The following is an 18,072-nucleotide window of genomic DNA, read 5'->3' as shown; positions in this document are numbered from 1 at the left end:
GCCTTACTCTGGTGAAGATGATGGAACAGCCGCCACTTTGGGACCGCGGTATTTGAAGAAGAACGCCACACAGATAAGCGCCAAGCCGTTGATGGCAAAAACGAGCGGAATACCGATCCATCCGCCCAAAAAGCCACCGATAATCGGACCGCTCATGGTTCCAAGCTGCGTAGCGGATTGATTTAAGCTAAAAGCTCGGCCTCTAAAGCTCGAATCCGTAAATTTCACGATGAGCGCGTTTAACGCCGGATAGACGGCAGCAAAAAACAACCCATAGCTGAACCTCAGAATGCCAAAGGCCAGCAGGTGGTGAGTGCCTAACTGAAGCAGATTCCCAATTCCTCCGCCAATTAGGCCGATGAACAGTGTTTTGGAGTAGGTGATTTTCTGTCCGAGTTTCCCCCATCTCGGTGCTGCAATGACGGTTGCGACACCGACAGCAGAGAAAATTATGCCTGAACTCAGCGAAGCTGAGCTTTGGGTGCCGCCCATTTGCAGCACATAGATGGTAAGCAGCGGCTCGACAATCATGACCGAAGTTGCTACCAACATGGTGACACCTAGAATCATCATGAAAGGGCGATTATGAGCAGCCGACTTCAAATCATCCATAACACCCGATCTCGTAGCCGAGCGGTTAAAGTTCGTTTCCTTAGCCCCAAACAGCCCGATAAAGGCTGCGACTAAGACGACACACCCAGAGACTAGGAACGATTCTCGGTTTCCCACCCAGTGACTGACGAATCCGCCTACCAGCGGACCGATGACACTTCCGGCGGCTCCTGCCGTTGACATAACCCCCAGCGCATAACCCACTTCTTTTTCAGGCGTGTTCGTGGCTACTAAGGCAATGGAAGCAGGAACAAAACCGGCAAGCAATCCCTGAAGAATCCGAACGACCAGAAATACGTAAGGATCATGGACGAAAAAAGTCGCAAAATAAAGAACGCTTAGGCTGAAGCCTGAGCGAATCAGCATCGGTTTGCGGCCATACTTGTCCGCCAAAGAGCCCCAAAAGGGCGCGATTAAAGCACTAGCCAAAAAGGTGATGCCAAACGTAATACCTGACCATGCTTCCAGTCCTTTATCAATGCCGAGCTCCGTATGCAGAAAGATAGGTAAGAAAGGAACAGAAATTGTATACGCCATGCCGCAGAAAAATACACCGATCCATAAAGTGATGAGATTACGTTTCCAGGAAAATGCCATGTGTTTACCCCCTGATGCTTGATGACTGAACGACCATAGATATACGAAGATCTCCCGACAACCATGCTATGATATGTATATTTTATCATATTGCTTGAATTTGCGTGAACGTAAAAATTGTAGAAGGATTAGGCATGACTTTAAAGGTAACACCTTATTTGAAACTAAACGGCAGAAGTGTAATTGTTAATCTCATCAGAAAAGAGAGGTTGGTTGCTCGTACATCACCATGTACAAGCATCCAACCTCTTTTTGCTATCTCACTCATGGGGAAAAACGGCAGCACACCCAAGCCCTCATACCAACCCCATCATGTAGAATATAATAGACCTCTTTTATATTTCTTCAAAATCCGTATTATTAGCGGCGTCGGCGAAATCGAAGTCTCCAGCCAGATCTCCCGACTGGTCACCCTGTTCATCTTCGGCGATATTTTGTAAATCATAGGCATTAATCGTGATAATCGGGTAGGCATGATTCGCAGCAATCTGCACTGCCTGCTGTTTCATAAACTTGGGTGACCCCTCGGTATCTTCATCATATACAAGAATGATGCCGTCCGAATTACGGAGCAGAAACTTGTCTCGTTCCTTGAACTGCCAAGGTCCTTCATATTTGGTTTTTGTCACGCTGTTCACGTAATTCGCCCGTTCCATGACGCTATTATAGCTATTTTTCTTATCATCGCTCCATTTTTCTTCTTGCTCAAGAAAAGGGGTAACGACAGCTAATTTCAGCTCTGGGTAGGCGCCTCCTCTAAGGTCAAGCACAGCCTCAGCTGCCCACAATTCGACCCCCCATTGTCCACTCACAACGACCCATTCTAAACCTTCATCCATAAGTGCGATGAGTCTCTTTTTGATCGCTTTTTTGATAATCGGAATGCCTGGGTGCTTTAATGAAAAAATGCCCAGCTCTGATGCTTTATAACCCGTTATTAAGACTCGTTTCAAAAGAGGTACACCACCTTGTTAACTCTATCTATCAGGTTAGCACAGATATGCCTCGATATAAAGAAAGCGGAACGGAATAAATGATCGCGCATGTTAGACAAATACAGCAAAAAGAAGAGCCGCAGCTCTTCTTTTTCAATACTATTAAGATTCTAAAGCCTCAATCAGCCAAGGGTAGGCCTGACTCCCATTCACTTCATGAACACCTTCAAAGAGATGAACCCCCAACTTTTCAGCTGCACCCGCTTCAGCGTACACCTGCCGCAAATACTGAATCGCCACTTCCACTGTTTCTATCGGAAAAATAGGATCCTGCTGGCCAGATTCAATGAACAGCGGACGAGGAGCAAGTAACCCGAGTAATTCGGGGAGCTCCGAATATTCCAAAACACCTGGCAAGTAATTGTCGATGCAGTGGCGGATCTGCATAATGCTTCCTTTGAATGTATTCACAAAGGCGCAGAGTACAGTGGCTTTGATTCGTTCATCTATCGCTGCGGTATATGCGGCGATAAGCCCGCCACCGGAGAAACCGAAGCACCCCACTCTTGCTGGATCCACATCCTCGCGTGACAACACATAATCGAGCGCCCGCCGCGCTTCATGCACACGCAATCCTGCCAACGATATGCCATATAAAAGCAGATGTGAAGCAAGTGTTTGACAGGATGAATTTCCGACTTGCCCATCCTTCTGATCCGCAGCCAGTCTTCGATCTCCAAATCCGATGATCTCAGGTACGACCACTATGAAGCCGCGTCTCACTAATTCCAAAGCATAATTGCCGTGAAGATCCAGCTTTCCTGTGTTTTCAGTTCCGTTCGGATGGAGTCCAACAATCTGCCGACTACCGTAACCATGTCCGTGTAGAGCCAGCACTGATGCCGTCCGTTTGGTCACTCCTTTAGGCAAAAGCACAAAGGCCGGAACTCGAAATCCCCAAACCGTACCGAATTCAATACGCTCTCGAAAATGATCTTCGAGCTCAGTGCGCTCCAGTAGAACAGGACGAAGCTCATCTTGTTCTTCTTGTTCTTCCAAAGCTATCTCTAGAGACTTGACCAGGCGCCGCTTCAACCTAATCTTGGTCTGTTCGACGTTCTCGGCCCGTTTCTGCTGCAGACGTTTATTCTCGTAGGAGTGATAGAGATTTTCCATGATTGAATCTGGATTCCACAAGCAGCCCCACCTCCATCTATCTTTTAAAAAGTAACAAGCTTATCCACCGCAACCGGTTGCCCCGTACGCATGGAAATATTCCCGGCAATACCGGTCAAAATCGACATCGCCCCATCAACATGAGAAGCAGCTCGCTCAAAGCGATCATCGGATGGCTTATCAAAAATGTCTTTCAGGAGAACAGGATCGCCGCCGCCGTGACCACCAACACCTTCTTCAATTTCTACTTTATAAGGAGCCGCGAACATCGGAAATACCCTGATCGTCTTTTCCTTCAATGCACCTTCATCCTCTTTAAGACCGCCGGAATTTACGTATGATTTCTCAACAACTTTCATTTCAATACGACCCTTGCTGCCATTGATTTGTACACTAAAGCCTTCCCAAGGCATATAAGCATTAAGCGAGTAGGTGAGAATGGCTTTGTTCTTATAGCGGACCATAACTCCCATTGTATCTTCAATACTAATTCCATCGCCGAAAACGCTCTGATCTCGTTGGTAGCCATCTTCGTGTTCCGCATCTAAATATAGACCCTTGAGGTTTTTATTTTTATCTAAATGAAGTGCAAATGGATCATCCTTCGCGTTTTCATTCCCTGTCGCACGTTGATAAAAGTTGGTCACGCCGCGCTTCTCGGCATTTTCCCTGCCATAGAACATCAAGCCGCCCATCGCAAAAACCGTCTCAGGACGCGTCCCCAACCAGAAGTTCACTAGATCAAAATGATGCGTAGATTTGTGTACAAGTAGACCTCCGCCATTGCGCTTATCCCGGTGCCATCTACGGAAATAATCTGCACCATGCTCTGTATTCAGCAGCCACTCAAAATGCACGGAATGGACATCGCCAATCGTTCCATCCATAATTAACTCACGAATTTTCGTATTATGCGGAGCGTAACGGTAATTAAAGGTCACTCGAAGCTGACGCCCCGTGCGTTTAATGGCATCCAGAATCTCCTGACATTTCTCTTCATCCACAGTCATTGGCTTCTCCGAAATGACATCACAGCCAAGCTCCATCGCTTTAATGATATACGTATGGTGCGTGCGATCAACCGAAGTGACAATGACATAATCAGGATTTTCTCTACGAATCATTTCCTCGAACTGATCTGCTTTATACGTGGGAACAGTATGATATTCATATTTTTTGGCAAGTAAGCCATTCGTAAAATCCATTCTCGTTTGATTGATATCGCAAATCGCTACTAGTTCTGACGTTTCTTGAAAATCCTTCACTATAGCGCCATAGAAAAATTCAGCTCTTCCTCCGGTACCGACCAATGCATAACGTTTTTTTTTCATACAGATTGAGCCCCTCTCGAGTATGGATATTTCCTAATATTCTAATGTCTTATCTTAAGAATAATACAATATTTGTTGTGTTTCTAATCAAATCTTACTTAATGATTTTATTCCTTGCATATATTGCTATATAATTGAGCATAAAAGACCGAACGAAGAGGTGTCCACTTTGGTACTCTACGAAATTGAAAGACTGCGCAGAGAGCGCCCCTACTCGATGACGGTGAATCATTTCCATGATCACTATGAAATTTATTATTTACTCAGCGGGAAACGCTACTATTTTATACAGGACCGTTCCTATCTGATTCAAGAGGGCGACCTCGTCTTTATCGATAAAAACGAGCTTCATAAAACTCGAAATGCGGATGTCCAGCATCATGAGCGCATTCTACTTAGCTTTGATGATAGTTGGATACGCTCTATTGGTGAAGACGCCTCAACACATTTACTCGTTCCTTTCCAGCAAAAGCAGCATATCTTTTCCCTAACAGGTACGAATCGCACCCTTATTGAGAACCTTTTATTCAGCTTATTGCGCGAGCAGCAGCAAGCTCTTGGCGGCTGGCAGCTAAATAGCAGAGCCCTGCTCACGCAATTACTCATCTTCTGCTCGCGTCTCACAGATAAGATAAGCTCTGCTCAGGAACACCAGCAAGCACACAATCCCAAAATATTCGAAATCGTCGCTTATATCAACGAACAGTATAGAAACCGTTTGACGCTAGCTTCGATCTCCGAAAGCTTTTATATCAGTCCGAGCTACTTTTGCCGTTCTTTCAAAGAAACGACCGGCTTTTCGTTCATCGAATACTTGAACAATGTTCGAATCCGAGAGGCTCAGCGGCTGCTGCGTGAAACGAAGTTGAAAGTCATCCACATCGCTGAGCAATCCGGCTTCGATAGCGTGGCTCACTTCGGCCGCGTATTCAAACAAGTGACCTCACAAACGCCGCTGGAATGCCGCAAATTGATGCGCCATAGTCTGTAAAAGAGCTGAGGTACCTAAGCCCATTCTCACCGCTGCGGTAAGCTCGTTTTCCGAGCTTAAAAACCTACTCACCGGTTTCCGAGTCTCACGCCCAGCTATATACCTCTCTGCAGCCAACATGGTCTCCCCCACAACAAATAAGCGCGGAAAAAGCGCTTATTCAGGTGCGACCAAATTATTAAGCGCGTTTTTCGCGCTTTCAGTGAGAGCTCGCCGAGCTGACTGCGTCTGAGAAGCCGAAAATCGACTTCTCAGCTGACCATCCTCCGCGTCTACGCTGAATAAGCGCGGAAAATGCGCTTAATTGGTTGCGCCCGAACTATTAAGCGCGAAAAACGCGCTTTCAGTGAGAGCTCGCCGAGCCGACTGCGTCTGAGAAGCCGAAAATCGACTTCTCAGCTGACCATCCTGCGCGTCCGCGCTGAATAAGCGCGGAAAAAGCGCTTATTCGGGTGCGCCCAAACCCAAAACATGTCGAAAAAAACCTTCGAGCAGGTAACAACCCGCACGAAGGTTCTCTATTTTAAAAACCGAAATATTGCTTAGCATTATTATAGGAAATCCCTTGAACCAGCTGTTTCAGCAGCTGTTCGTCGTTCGGGAATTCTCCCGCTTCGACCCATTCGCCTAACATATTACAAAGAATTCTGCGGAAGTAGTCATGCCTTGTGTAGGACAAGAAGCTTCTGGAATCTGTCAACATCCCTACGAATCGGCCAAGCAGTCCAAAATTCGCTAGCGATTTCATCTGCGAAACCATACCATCTTTGGTATCATTGAACCACCAAGCGGATCCCAATTGAATTTTCCCAGGAATACCATCGCCTTGGAAGCTGCCCATGAGGGAAGCGAGAATTTCATTGTCACGTGCATTTAAGGAGTACAGAATCGTTCTAGGCAGTGAATCAGCAACAGCCAGAGAGGATAACAGACCTGTTAAGGCGCTAGCTACTGGGCTATCATTAACAGAGTCGAATCCGGTGTCCGGTCCAAGTTTCGCGAAAGCTCGTCCATTATTATTGCGGGAAGCATTAATATGGTACTGCATCGCCCAATCCAGCTTCTTGTACACGCCCCCTAAGAACAGCAAGGTGTACGCTTTATATTTCTTCTCGTCTTCCAAACTGACTGCATTACCAGCCAAAGCCGTTTTAAAAATCTGATCTACTTCTTCTTTGGTTGCTGCAGCGTAAGGGACATAATCCAAGGCATGGTCAGACACCTTACAACCAACTGAATCAAAAAACTGCGCTCTGCTCTCTAATCCTGCCAGCAGGTCATCGTAGGAGCTGATCGTGATGCCAGCGGATTGCTCCAATTGGCCGATCCATGGAAGGAATGTGGCGCGATTGATTTCAAGCGCTTTGTCAGGACGGTACGAAGGTAGGACTTGCGTATTAAAATCTTTGATCTCTTTAATTTTGATGTGATATTCTAGTGAATCCACTGGATCGTCCGTTGTGCAAATGACGGTTACTTTGGAATTCGTAATGAGATCTCTAGCGCGGGAACCGCCCTCTGCCAGCTTGGCGTTCACTTTTTCCCAGATGACAGGCGCGTTCTGCTCGTTAATAATCTCATGAACACCGAAATATGTTCGAAGCTCCATATGAGACCAATGGTACAACGGGTTGCCAATAGCCATAGGAACCGTTCCAGCCCATGCCAAGAAACGATCGTAATCGCTAGCTTCACCCGTAACTTTCGCTTCCTCCACACCGTTGGCACGCATCATTCTCCACTTATAATGGTCGCCGTACAACCAAGCTTCCGTTATGTTATTGAATTGTTTATTTTCATAAATTTCCTTAGGACTTAGATGGCAGTGATAATCAATAATCGGCAGATCTTTGGCAAATTCGTGGAATAGATGAACCGCGGTATCATTGGTAAGCATAAAATTCTCATCTAAAAATGTTTTCATAAAGCTAAATTCCACCCTTCTCAAGCTGAATGATCTGCCCTCTATTCTAGCGAAAGGTGACCTGAAAATCTTGTGATTTTTTGCTTTCATTTTGTAAAATATGCATATATTGACCTCAGCTCCGGCATAATTCAGCCTCCGACAAACAAAAAGCCCCATATACCAACAATTACGTTGGAACGGAGCTTACTATTTACGGAGCAGGCTGACCTACATTTGTTCCCTCTTGTATTTCCTCAGGCAGATCATCGGATGCACTCGGAACATGCCGCGGCTTATAGTTAATGACATCAGAGGAAGTAATACTAACGTAGACCCGGCCAGGTAAAGCCTGAGCCCTTATCAAGATAGGTTGATTGTAGTTGTTTTTAAAAGTGAAGTCAGGACCTCCCCAATTCACAGTAGCATCCCTACCTGGCGGAACATAGGGGACAGATCTGCTGTGCGAATATCTTTCAACGATTTTGAGACCAGCACGATCCACCGCGTTAAACAAAGTAGAAGAAATTTGGCAAATGCCTCCGCCGATCCCTTCAGAGAATTCTCCCCTTACAATGATCTTTGCCGGCATATACCCCTTTCCTCGCGTCCGAACGCCAACAACACGGTTGAAGGAGAACGTTTCATTGGGTTGAACGACATAATTATTAATCGCTTGGGCTGCAAGCTTGATGTTCGTATAACGATGTTTATTATTCGAATTAAAATAGGTCACGTAATAACCAATGGGATGCACACGAATACTCGCTAGCAGCTCACTGTCTACTTTGGGATAAACAGATATCTGAGGCACTTCAAATTTCATCGGACCCTCTTGATAGTAATGCTCATAAAATTGCTCAACAAAAGCTTGACGATTCAGCCTTACGCCTGCAATCTCCTTCACGATTCTTCCCTCATCATTAATGGTTGCATTAATCGGTTTGCGATACATATTCTTATCGATCATGTCCGTAAGCCGATCTAATCGTTCTTTATCAACGATCGGTATATCAAGAAGATTGACCGTGTACGATTCCCGCTGCACATTTGCTATGCTATGACCCATATTGTCATTCGTTATTCGAAATGGCACTTCACTTTGCTGCGCAAGAAGCAGCAAACCCAGTATCCAACTATAACTCATGAACGCCATCACCCCCTCCTCTAGTGTAAACAATTGAAATGATTCCATACTATGTAAGGATAAACGACTCCGTCGTCCTCCTGGGACGAGCGCGTTTGTCAAGGTAGATGCGAAGCAAAAGTATAAAACTTATACTTTCTTATCTACTAAAAAAGGACCAGCCAACATCCATGGATGTCAGACCGATCCCTTATGGCTAGATGAAAGATTAGTGAGGATAAACCGCTTGGAATTCTTCACCGCACGGTCCCCCATTAGGGTTGACCTCTAAATCAACGGTCGTTCCATTCTGCCGATGCAATGGTCGATAGTGATTGCTAATATGGGTTGCTGATTCGTTTACATAATGACAAATGAACGCTCGACGGAATCTGTCCTTTGTTTTATTTCGATAAGAGCCATGGATGAGATTCCCATTAAAAAAGAGAACGTCGCCTCGCTGCATGATGACAGGCATCGCTTTTTCATCTTTTGGCGGCTTCACGTAGTGAGTCGTAAATGATTCTTTGTCATCCGCGATATCCGGACATGCAATTTCGAATGTATTCGTTTTGGGCACAACGAGTAAGCCGCCATTCTCATCATCTGCTGCATCAATGGCCGTCCATGCCGCTATGCAATTACCAGGATCGACCTGCAAATAGAAATTATCCTGATGAAGTGCTTGGCCGCGTGAGCCCGGCGGCTTGTAATAAAACATACTTTGCGCGGCCAGCGCCTCTTCATCATACAAATCTGCTAATACATCCATAACTGGCTGGTGCAGCATATATTTCTTTGCCGTCTCATTAAAGCGGTGCGGATGCATGACTCGCGGATATCTTTTTAACGGATCAGATCCATCCGACTGTAAATCCGGTTCAAATAAGCCTGGTACTGTATGATGACTTATTTCCTCAAAAGTATCATCGATTTCGCTCAAATTTTGTTCAGAAAACAATCCTTTTACAATTAAATAACCTTCCGATTCGAATTGCAGTTTTTGTTCATTTGAAAGCTTAAGCATTGTCCGTGACATGTTAGTCCCCTCCATGAGTAAGTTAGGATTGTGTTCCCTTATGACATCATCATATCGAAAGCTCCACAAACATTGAAGTAAGGATGGTGCTAATTACTCATACAATCCTGCTATTTCCTGATATACTTGTAGTAAATTGCTGCAGATGACGAAAGGGGCCACAGGACCATGATATTCGATGACTTTACCTTTTTAGCCGGACATTTTATAGAGCAAGATACGTATGTAACCAAGCGGCCCCGAGGACGAAGCGATTGGCTTCTTACTTTCACGCTCGAAGGTGAAGGTTACTTTAACAATTCAGGGAATGAACGATTCTGCAGGCCGGGTGACCTCACCCTGCTGAAGCCAGGAACACCGCAGCACTACGGTACGAAAAAAGACCATACCTGGCAGTTTGTCTGGGTACATTTCCCTTCACTTTTCACAGAGACCAATTTACTGCCGGATGAAGAGCAGCTCATCCTTACCATCGAAAGTGAGTCGATACGCAAACGCATCTATCAAGCTTTCACTCGCATAATGGAGGATTCCAGAGAGCGCGGTGAATATTGGTTTGAACTGTGCAGCAGCTCTTTACGGGAAATCCTCCTTATCATGGCTCAGAAAACAAACACAAAAGTTGATGCACGAATCGAGGAGGTTCTCCACCTGTTGTCCCAACAGATGCGTCAACCTATTCGGATTGAGGATTTGGCTCAGACTGTCGGGCTCTCCCCTTCGAGACTGTCCCATCTTTTCAAAGCCAGCACAGGATATTCCATAATCGATATGCTTAATAGAATGCGCATACAACAAGCCGTGCTGATGCTAGAACATACCGGACGAAGCGCTTCGGAGGTTTGTTATGATGTGGGTTTTCAAAACTATAATCACTTCACCAATCAATTCCGCAAATGGTATGGCATGAACCCAAGTACATTCATGAAAGAACGACGGTAAAATTTATTTGACAGTTGACTCTTGGCAGGATAAACTGCTAGCAAGATTAAGAAAAAAGAGGAGGATTCCTATGTCTTTTGAAAGTAATCTTGATAAATATGCGGAGCTAACCGTCCGCGTCGCATTGAATATTCAATCCGGCCAAACGCTTTGGATTAACGCACCTATTCATCACCCCGAATTCGTTCGACTCATTGCTCGTAAAGCTTATCAAGCTGGAGCCAAACACGTACATATTGAATGGTCGGATGAAATCTGCACACAAATCAAATATACTTACGCGCCTGATGAAGCGTTTCATGAATATCCATCATGGAGAGCGCAAGCGCTAGATGAATTAGCCGATAATAACGGAGCCTATTTATGGATCGATGCCGATGATCCTGAATTGCTGAAGGATATCGACCCAGGTCGCATTTCTGCAAATTCCAAAGCCGCAGGCGCGAAATTAGTTAAATGGAGAGAAAGCATGTCCTCTTATCATATGACATGGTCGATCATCGCCGCGCCATCCACTGCTTGGGCGAAGAAAGTGTTTCCTGATTTGGAAGAGGAAGCCGCGATCAGCGCTCTATGGGATGCCATTTTCCAAGCAACACGCGTAGATCAAGAAAATCCAATCCAGACTTGGGTCGATCACAATGCGACGCTTCGGAGCAAAAGAGAACAGCTTAACGAGAAGCAATTTCGTAAGATATATTACCGCGCCCCAGGCACAGAACTAACGGTTGAGCTGCCCGCTAATCATATATGGCGAGGCGGTTCCGCCACCAACGGAACGGGAGGCTTCGATTTCAACCCGAATATCCCGACGGAAGAAGTCTTTATTTCTCCTCATCGAATGGGTACTCAGGGAACAGTGCGCAGCACGAAACCACTGCGCTATCAAGGTAACTTGATCAACAATTTCGCAATCACCTTCGATAACGGACGTGTTGTTGACTACACGGCTGAACAAGGCTTCGAGTCGCTTCAGGCGATGATCGAAATGGATGAAGGAGCACATTACCTTGGTGAAATCGCACTCGTGCCGCACATATCACCAATTTCGAACTCCAATTTGATCTTCTTTAATACTCTGTATGATGAGAATGCCTCTAATCACTTGGCCCTTGGCAGAGCCTTCCCTACATGCATCGAGGGCGGAACTTCGATGTCCAAGGAAGAGCAAGAGAAAGCTGGCCTTAACAACAGTCTGATTCACGTTGACTTTATGATCGGCTCTGCCGAAATGGATATTGACGGCGAACATGCAGACGGCACGATTGAACCCATTTTCCGCAAGGGGAATTGGGCATTCTAGGAATTAAAAAGGGTAGTACCGAGAGCCATGATAACCATGTCTCTAGGTGCTACCCTTTTATTAGTTATTCTATCAGCAGGCGAAGATTGTTGTCCCCTATCAAGATGGATTCCATTTTTTCTTCCTTAGCGAATCTTACACTGGAGAGCAGTACATTCTCTTGCAGAACATGATTAAAACGTTCCAACGCTTCTTTCAACGTCGAATTGACATCAAGAACAAGATCGACTCGTTTATCAATAGGCAACTCCAGCTTTTTACGATAATCCTGGATTGCACGTATGATTTCCCGTACAAGACCTTCCTGCTCCAGTTCTTCCGTTATTGATGTGTTTAAGGCTACCGTGATCTGGTTACTTGAAGCCGAAGCAAACCCTTCTTTGGCTTGTTTTTCCACAAGCATCTCATCAAGTGTGATATGGAGTTCCTCTCCGTCGATCGTTACTTCAAGAAAACCGTTATCGACCGCTTGCTTGGTTTCAGAAGTAGACAATTGCTTTAAGTGGTTTTGCAGGGGGCCAACGAATTTGCCATACTTTTTCCCAGCCACCTTAAGATTCAGCTTCATTTTGAAGTCAACAAAACCGCTATCACTTTGTTCTACGCGGATTTCTTTTATGTTTATTTCATCTTTAATGATTTCCTCAAAACGACTTAGGTCGAAATTGTTATCGAGCGAAACGATCAACTCAGAGAGAGGCTGGCGTGTCTTGATACCTGTATCATTCCGAATATTTCGAGCCAACTCAACGATCTGCCGTGCGGTTTCCATGTCATTCTCGAGCGTTATGTCGATGGCTGAGTGGATTACTCTTGGATAATCAGCCAGATGAACGCTGCCTTCTCCTCCGAGGTTACCGTAAATGTCCTCGGCAATGAGCGGCGCATATGGTGCTATCATCCGCGAGAGTGTCAGCAGCACTTCACGTAGTGTTTGATACGCTGACACTTTATCAACAGTCATTTCACTGCCCCAGAAACGGTCGCGAGAGCGGCGGATGTACCAGTTACTCAGCTCGTCGACAAACATTTCGATTTGCTTCGCCGGGTTTAGGAAGTCGTTAATTTCCAAGCCCTTACCTACATTTTGTAGTGTGCTGTTTAGTCGTGATAATATCCAGCGATCTAATTCGTTCACGTGCTTTTGAACTGGATGATCTTCGTGTTTATACTGGTCAATCGTTGCATATAACGCATAAAAAGCGTGTGTGTTATTGATCGTATCGACCACTTTGGATTTCGCTTCGGCAACAATTTGCTTAGAGAAACGTTTGCTGTTCCAAGGTGCGCTGTCTGACAGCAGGGCCCATCGAAACGCATCCGTACCAAATTCATCTATGATTTCCCATGGATCGATGCCGTTTCCTTTGCTTTTAGACATTTTTTGTCCGTTCTCATCCAATACATGTCCGGTAGAAAGAACGGCTTTGTAAGGCGATTTGCCGTTATACAACGTTGAAACAGCAAGTAGACTGAAGAACCAGCCCCTTGTTTGGTCAATCCCTTCGCAGATCATATCCGCGGGATACTGCTCACCAAACAACGTCTCATCCCCGAATGGATGATGATACTGCGCAAAAGGCATAGAACCGCTATCGAACCAGACGTCGATTACCTCAGGGGTTCTTTCCATGGTGCCTCCACAAGAGCAGCGTAGTTTCACTTCATCAATGTAGGGCTTATGCAACTCCAAGCTTTCGTTAATTGGCGTTACTGATTTTTCCCGCAAATCTTTGTGACTTCCCGGTGCATATTCCACTCCGCAATCCCCACATAACCAAACGTTAAGCGGGGTACCCCAATAACGATTACGGCTGATGTTCCAATCGACAAGCTCTTCAAGGAACTTGCCGAAGCGCCCTTCGCGGATGTGAGAAGGATACCAGTCAATTTTACTGTTGTTTTCGATCAATTGCTCTTTAATTGCGGTCGTTTTGATAAACCAGCTCTCCATCGCATAATAGAGCAGCGGGGATTTACAACGCCAGCAGAACGGGTAACTATGCTCATAGCGCTCTTTGGAAAATAGCAGGCTGCGTTCTGACAAGTGTTTCACGATATCGACGTCACAATCCTTGACGAAGCGTCCTGCGAAGTCAGTGATCTGATCATTGTAACGTCCAGCCAAGTTCACTACATTCACAAAATCTAGCTCGTGTCGGCGGGCTGTTCGGTAATCATCTTCACCATGCGCAGGAGCTATATGGACGATACCCGTACCACTCGTATCCATAACATAGTCAGCGTCTACGACGATATGTCCTTTGGTTGGGCTAATATAGCCGAAAGGAGGCTCGTAGGCGTTGCCGACGAATTCCAATCCTTTATGCACAGATAAAACTTCGTAGTCTTGTTTGAATACTTTTTCCGCGAGATTTTTCGCAACGATATAAACTTCGCCTTTTTGTTTCACTTTGACATAATCTATGTCTTTATTTACTGCCAATGCTACGTTTGCAGGCAGAGTCCATGGGGTCGTCGTCCAAGCCAGAAAGATTTCGCTCGCGTTTTTACTCTTGAATTTCACAGTGGCACTTAAATCTTTTACGTCTTCATAGCCTTGCGCCACTTCGTGAGAACTGAGCGTTGTTTGGCAATCAGGACAATAAGGGCTTACACGGTGCCCCTTGTATAAGAGTCCTTTGTTATGGATTTCGGATAAAATATGCCAAACGCTCTCGATATAGCCATTATCCAACGTAACATAGGGGTTATCCATATCCGTCCAGTAAGCGATTGCTTCAGTCAGTTCACGCCACTGCTTTTCATATTCAAATACACTGCTTTTGCATTTCTCAACAAATTCGGCTACACCGTATTTTTCAATCTCTTGTTTTCCCGAGATACCAAGCTGCTTCTGCACGCCAAGCTCGACGGGCAATCCATGCGTATCCCAACCAGCTTTGCGGATGACTTGGTACCCAGACATGGTTTTATAACGGCAGATGAAATCTTTCACAACACGACCAAGCACGTGTCCGATATGGGGTGATCCGTTTGCCGTCGGCGGTCCTTCGTAAAAGACGAAGTTCGCTTTGCCTTTGCGGTTTTCGATCGACTTGCGGAATGTATCATTCAATCTCCATTGCTCAAGAACACGCAGTTCGCGGATTCTCGCTTTTTCTTTCACATCAATTTTTCTCATGTGTAATTCACACTCCTCTAATAAAATGATTGGGGCTTATCGTGAAAAATTGTGGTAAAAAAACAAAAAAATCCCGTCCCGTAAGGGACGAGATTACATCTCGCGATACCACCCTAGTTCCATAACGATCATAAGGATATGATCATTATAGCTCTCGTTCTACGTACTATCATACGCGGCCCTTGTAACGGCGGGATCCCGGGTCAGCTTACTAAAATTCCTTCAGCTTTCCTTCTCAGAGGGGATTTTCGGCTAAGTCTTGAATGTTGGCTTTCAGCTCTAGGCCAACTCTCTGGAAATCAAGGGGATTAGCGTACTCGTTCTCGTCAATGAATTTACATTAATTAAAAACAATCAGTTAATTCATTTTTACATCAACTTCATTGAATGTCAAGTTCACTTTCATTTTGCAACATCCATTATAACCAGTTTCAGATCCTTCACCGAGCGTAGTACCATTGTCATATACTGGAGTATGATGATCACGAAATGATGCGTCCCAACAGGCGGCAGCAATTGCCACAAGAACCAAATTAAAATCTCCAATTATGAGCTAGGTTATGATAACCTAATTACAAACGAGCTTTATTCGAAGCGTTCACTCAAATGAAAGCGATTTAAGGATGCCTCTTAAAGATTAGCAACGAGTTTCTTGTAACAAAGTCCAGACCAGAGGAGCTGATCGTATGAGTACCAAACCGACTATTGCTGCGATTACCGTGCCATTTGATCTTGGAGCAGGTCGACGCGGAGCAAGTAAAGGACCTAAAGCCATTTTACAAGCAGGTTTAATTCGAGGTCTACAGCAAATGGATATCACAATCGATCATATTGCTGATATCCGTCTGCCGGACGATAAAGCGACTCCCTTGGCAGCTGAAGTTGATCAAACCAACCTCAAGTATTTGGCTGAGGTTACCCTAGTAAATACACTTCTGGCTAAGCAAGTCTCTCAGGTCGTGGAACAAGGACGCTTTCCTCTCGTCATTGGCGGCGATCATAGCATAGCTATCGGGACATTAGCTGGATTATCCGGCCATTATCAAAACTTGGGTGTCATTTGGATCGATGCTCATTCCGACCTAAATTCAGCCGATACAAGTCCATCCGGTAATATTCATGGGATGTCATTGGCCGTCAGTCTAGGGATGGGGCATCCCTTATTGACCAGCATTATGGGCAATCATGATAAAGTGAAAGCGGAGAATATCGTCCTGATTGCAGCAAGATCTCTCGACGAGGGCGAGAAGAAACTCATTCGCTCTTTGGGAATCAAATGCTATACCATGTATGATATAGATCGCAAAGGAATGGCTTACATTATGCAAGAAGCCATTGACTATATAAGCAGTAAAACAGACGGAGTGCATCTTAGTTTTGACGTCGATTCTCTGGATCCGATTGAAGCACCTGGAACAGGCACAATTGTAAAAGGTGGACTTCATTACCGCGAAGCTCATCTGGCCGTAGAAATGCTGCATGAAGCAGGCATTGTAACCTCAGCCGAATTCGTTGAGGTGAATCCTCTTCTCGACGACAATAACAAAACATCCCAATTAGCTGTTGGCTTAATTAGCTCCTTGTTGGGCAAGCAGATTCTGTAGATTGAAGCAATTTAGCTAGGTCACCACACGTCGAATGAACAACAAACCCGTTACTCTCCGCTAACTGCGAGGATAACGGGTTATTTGCTTGTTACAGCTAGTAAATAAATGTAAAATATAGACATAATCTTGGGTGGGGTGGCATCACTCACTGCCAAATACATAGACCAAGTGCGGAGCCTATAATGAAAACCTTAAATCACTGGTACCTCCATCTCTTTCTGATCTTGCTCTCGCTTTCCACAATTGGGGTCTACTTTTTGTTCAAAAACCAAACCTATTTTGAATTTCTACTTTGGAACTTATTCCTCGCTTGGATTCCGTACATACTTGCTGTGATAGCCCATTTTATACACACTCGTAAATCTATGATCTTGCAAAAGTTCATTTTAATCGTGATCGGATTAGCTTGGTTATTATTCCTGCCTAACTCTCCGTATGTCATTACGGATTTCATTCATTTAACGATTTTGAAAGACTCATATGTACAAAAAGGTGCGCTCTCCTTTACATATTGGTATGATTTTTTCATCATCTTCTTATTTGCATGGAACGGTCTTTTGCTAGGATGCAGCTCCATGTACATGATTCAAAAGATATGGAAAGAGCGTTTTAATCACTTTGTTTCATGGCTGATCATCGTATTGACCGCGTTACTAAGTGGGTACGGCATACTTTTGGGAAGAGAATATCGCTTGAACAGCTGGGACGCTTTACTCAATAACGGAATACTGGAAATCCTGCGAGAAACTCTGCATCATGAGGCCTTCGTTTTCTGCCTATTAGTCGGATTTGTTATTATGACGGTTTATATAACCTTTTATGTACTCGTAAATGGCATAGGCAGCTCAAGAAATTCAAGTGCATACACAAACGAAAAAACAAGGAGATGATTGTTATAACAACCATTAAAGGTGTCACGCCCATTTTTAGAATGTTCGACGAGAGGAAGGCAAAGGAATTCTACATCGATTACTTGGGTTTTTCGTTAGGGTGGGAGCATCGATTTGAGAGTGATATGCCGCTTTACATGGAGGTCAGTTTAGGCGAATGTAAATTGCACTTATCTGAGCATTATGGGGACTGCAGCCCGGGTGCAGCGGTTCGAATAGAAATCGTGGATATAGAAGCTTTTCATTCTAATTTGAAAAATAAAAAATATACCTATTCTCGCCCCGGCCTAGAAATGAGCCCATGGCATACCAGAGAAGTTTGCGTCACGGATCCGTTCGGGAATAAGCTTACCTTTTATGAATCGTTGAACGACCATGTGGATCAAAACGTCGCAGGCAGCAGTCCAGGAAGATGATGTAAAAAAACGCCCCCAACTCATCTACCGATGGGTCGGGGGCGTTCTTTTTATGAGCA

General features: G+C 44.9%; 14 protein-coding genes and 1 other annotated feature. Of the genes, 6 read left to right on the top strand and 8 right to left on the bottom strand.

Annotated elements, in window-relative coordinates:
- Window positions 1–3: 3 nt before the first annotated feature.
- From AC58UU_RS01015 to AC58UU_RS01000, 4 genes are all read right to left on the bottom strand, one after another.
- Window positions 4–1,209, bottom strand: a complete 1,206-nt coding sequence (locus AC58UU_RS01015) for an MFS transporter (protein ID WP_497312183.1) — start codon at window positions 1,207–1,209, stop codon at window positions 4–6.
- Window positions 1,210–1,544: 335 nt separating this feature from the next.
- Window positions 1,545–2,162, bottom strand: a complete 618-nt coding sequence (locus AC58UU_RS01010; protein WP_497312181.1) for an SLOG family protein — start codon at window positions 2,160–2,162, stop codon at window positions 1,545–1,547.
- A gap of 144 nt (window positions 2,163–2,306) precedes the next feature.
- A complete protein-coding gene (locus AC58UU_RS01005) occupies window positions 2,307–3,341 on the bottom strand; it encodes a dienelactone hydrolase family protein (protein ID WP_497312179.1) in 1,035 nt (344 codons plus the stop codon).
- Between the two features lie 23 nt (window positions 3,342–3,364).
- Entirely contained in the window at window positions 3,365–4,651 is a 1,287-nt protein-coding gene (locus AC58UU_RS01000; protein WP_497312177.1) for a Gfo/Idh/MocA family protein, read from the bottom strand.
- Window positions 4,652–4,820: 169 nt separating this feature from the next.
- Between AC58UU_RS01000 and AC58UU_RS00995 the strand changes: the two genes are divergently transcribed.
- A complete protein-coding gene (locus AC58UU_RS00995; protein WP_497312175.1) occupies window positions 4,821–5,642 on the top strand; it encodes a helix-turn-helix transcriptional regulator in 822 nt (273 codons plus the stop codon).
- Between the two features lie 523 nt (window positions 5,643–6,165).
- Here the strand turns inward: AC58UU_RS00995 and uxaC are convergent.
- The 3 genes from uxaC to AC58UU_RS00980 form a co-directional block, all read right to left on the bottom strand.
- A complete protein-coding gene (gene uxaC / locus AC58UU_RS00990; protein ID WP_497312173.1) occupies window positions 6,166–7,566 on the bottom strand; it encodes a glucuronate isomerase in 1,401 nt (466 codons plus the stop codon).
- Between the two features lie 193 nt (window positions 7,567–7,759).
- Entirely contained in the window at window positions 7,760–8,692 is a 933-nt protein-coding gene (locus AC58UU_RS00985) for a VanW family protein (protein ID WP_497312171.1), read from the bottom strand.
- 208 nt (window positions 8,693–8,900) lie between these two features.
- The gene (locus tag AC58UU_RS00980; protein ID WP_497312169.1) at window positions 8,901–9,710 is read right to left on the bottom strand and encodes a phytanoyl-CoA dioxygenase family protein; all 810 of its coding nucleotides are present in this window, start codon (window positions 9,708–9,710) and stop codon (window positions 8,901–8,903) included.
- Between the two features lie 168 nt (window positions 9,711–9,878).
- On the opposite strand from AC58UU_RS00980, the gene AC58UU_RS00975 reads away from it, so the two are divergent.
- Both AC58UU_RS00975 and AC58UU_RS00970 read left to right on the top strand, forming a co-directional pair.
- A complete protein-coding gene (locus AC58UU_RS00975; protein WP_497312167.1) occupies window positions 9,879–10,652 on the top strand; it encodes a helix-turn-helix domain-containing protein in 774 nt (257 codons plus the stop codon).
- Between the two features lie 70 nt (window positions 10,653–10,722).
- The gene (locus AC58UU_RS00970; RefSeq protein ID WP_497312165.1) at window positions 10,723–11,955 is read left to right on the top strand and encodes an aminopeptidase; all 1,233 of its coding nucleotides are present in this window, start codon (window positions 10,723–10,725) and stop codon (window positions 11,953–11,955) included.
- 64 nt (window positions 11,956–12,019) lie between these two features.
- Here the strand turns inward: AC58UU_RS00970 and ileS are convergent, their stop codons facing one another.
- Complete coding sequence (gene ileS / locus AC58UU_RS00965) at window positions 12,020–15,100, bottom strand: isoleucine--tRNA ligase (protein WP_497312163.1); 3,081 nt, start codon at window positions 15,098–15,100, stop codon at window positions 12,020–12,022.
- 80 nt (window positions 15,101–15,180) lie between these two features.
- Window positions 15,181–15,439 (bottom strand) — a binding site (T-box leader).
- Window positions 15,440–15,786: 347 nt separating this feature from the next.
- On the opposite strand from ileS, the gene rocF reads away from it, so the two are divergent.
- From rocF to AC58UU_RS00950, 3 genes are all read left to right on the top strand, one after another.
- Complete coding sequence (gene rocF, locus AC58UU_RS00960; RefSeq protein ID WP_497312161.1) at window positions 15,787–16,704, top strand: arginase; 918 nt, start codon at window positions 15,787–15,789, stop codon at window positions 16,702–16,704.
- A gap of 185 nt (window positions 16,705–16,889) precedes the next feature.
- Window positions 16,890–17,597, top strand: coding sequence for a DUF1361 domain-containing protein (locus AC58UU_RS00955; RefSeq protein ID WP_497312159.1), 708 nt, complete (start codon window positions 16,890–16,892; stop codon window positions 17,595–17,597).
- A complete protein-coding gene (locus tag AC58UU_RS00950) occupies window positions 17,594–18,013 on the top strand; it encodes a glyoxalase superfamily protein (protein WP_497312157.1) in 420 nt (139 codons plus the stop codon). Before AC58UU_RS00955 ends, AC58UU_RS00950 begins: the two co-directional genes overlap by 4 nt.
- The last annotated feature ends 59 nt before the right edge of the window (window positions 18,014–18,072 follow it).

This window comes from Paenibacillus sp. JT22N1 (assembly GCF_059692155.1).
Note: the sequence above shows the minus strand (reverse complement) of the source record. Positions and strands in the feature narration are given on the sequence as shown.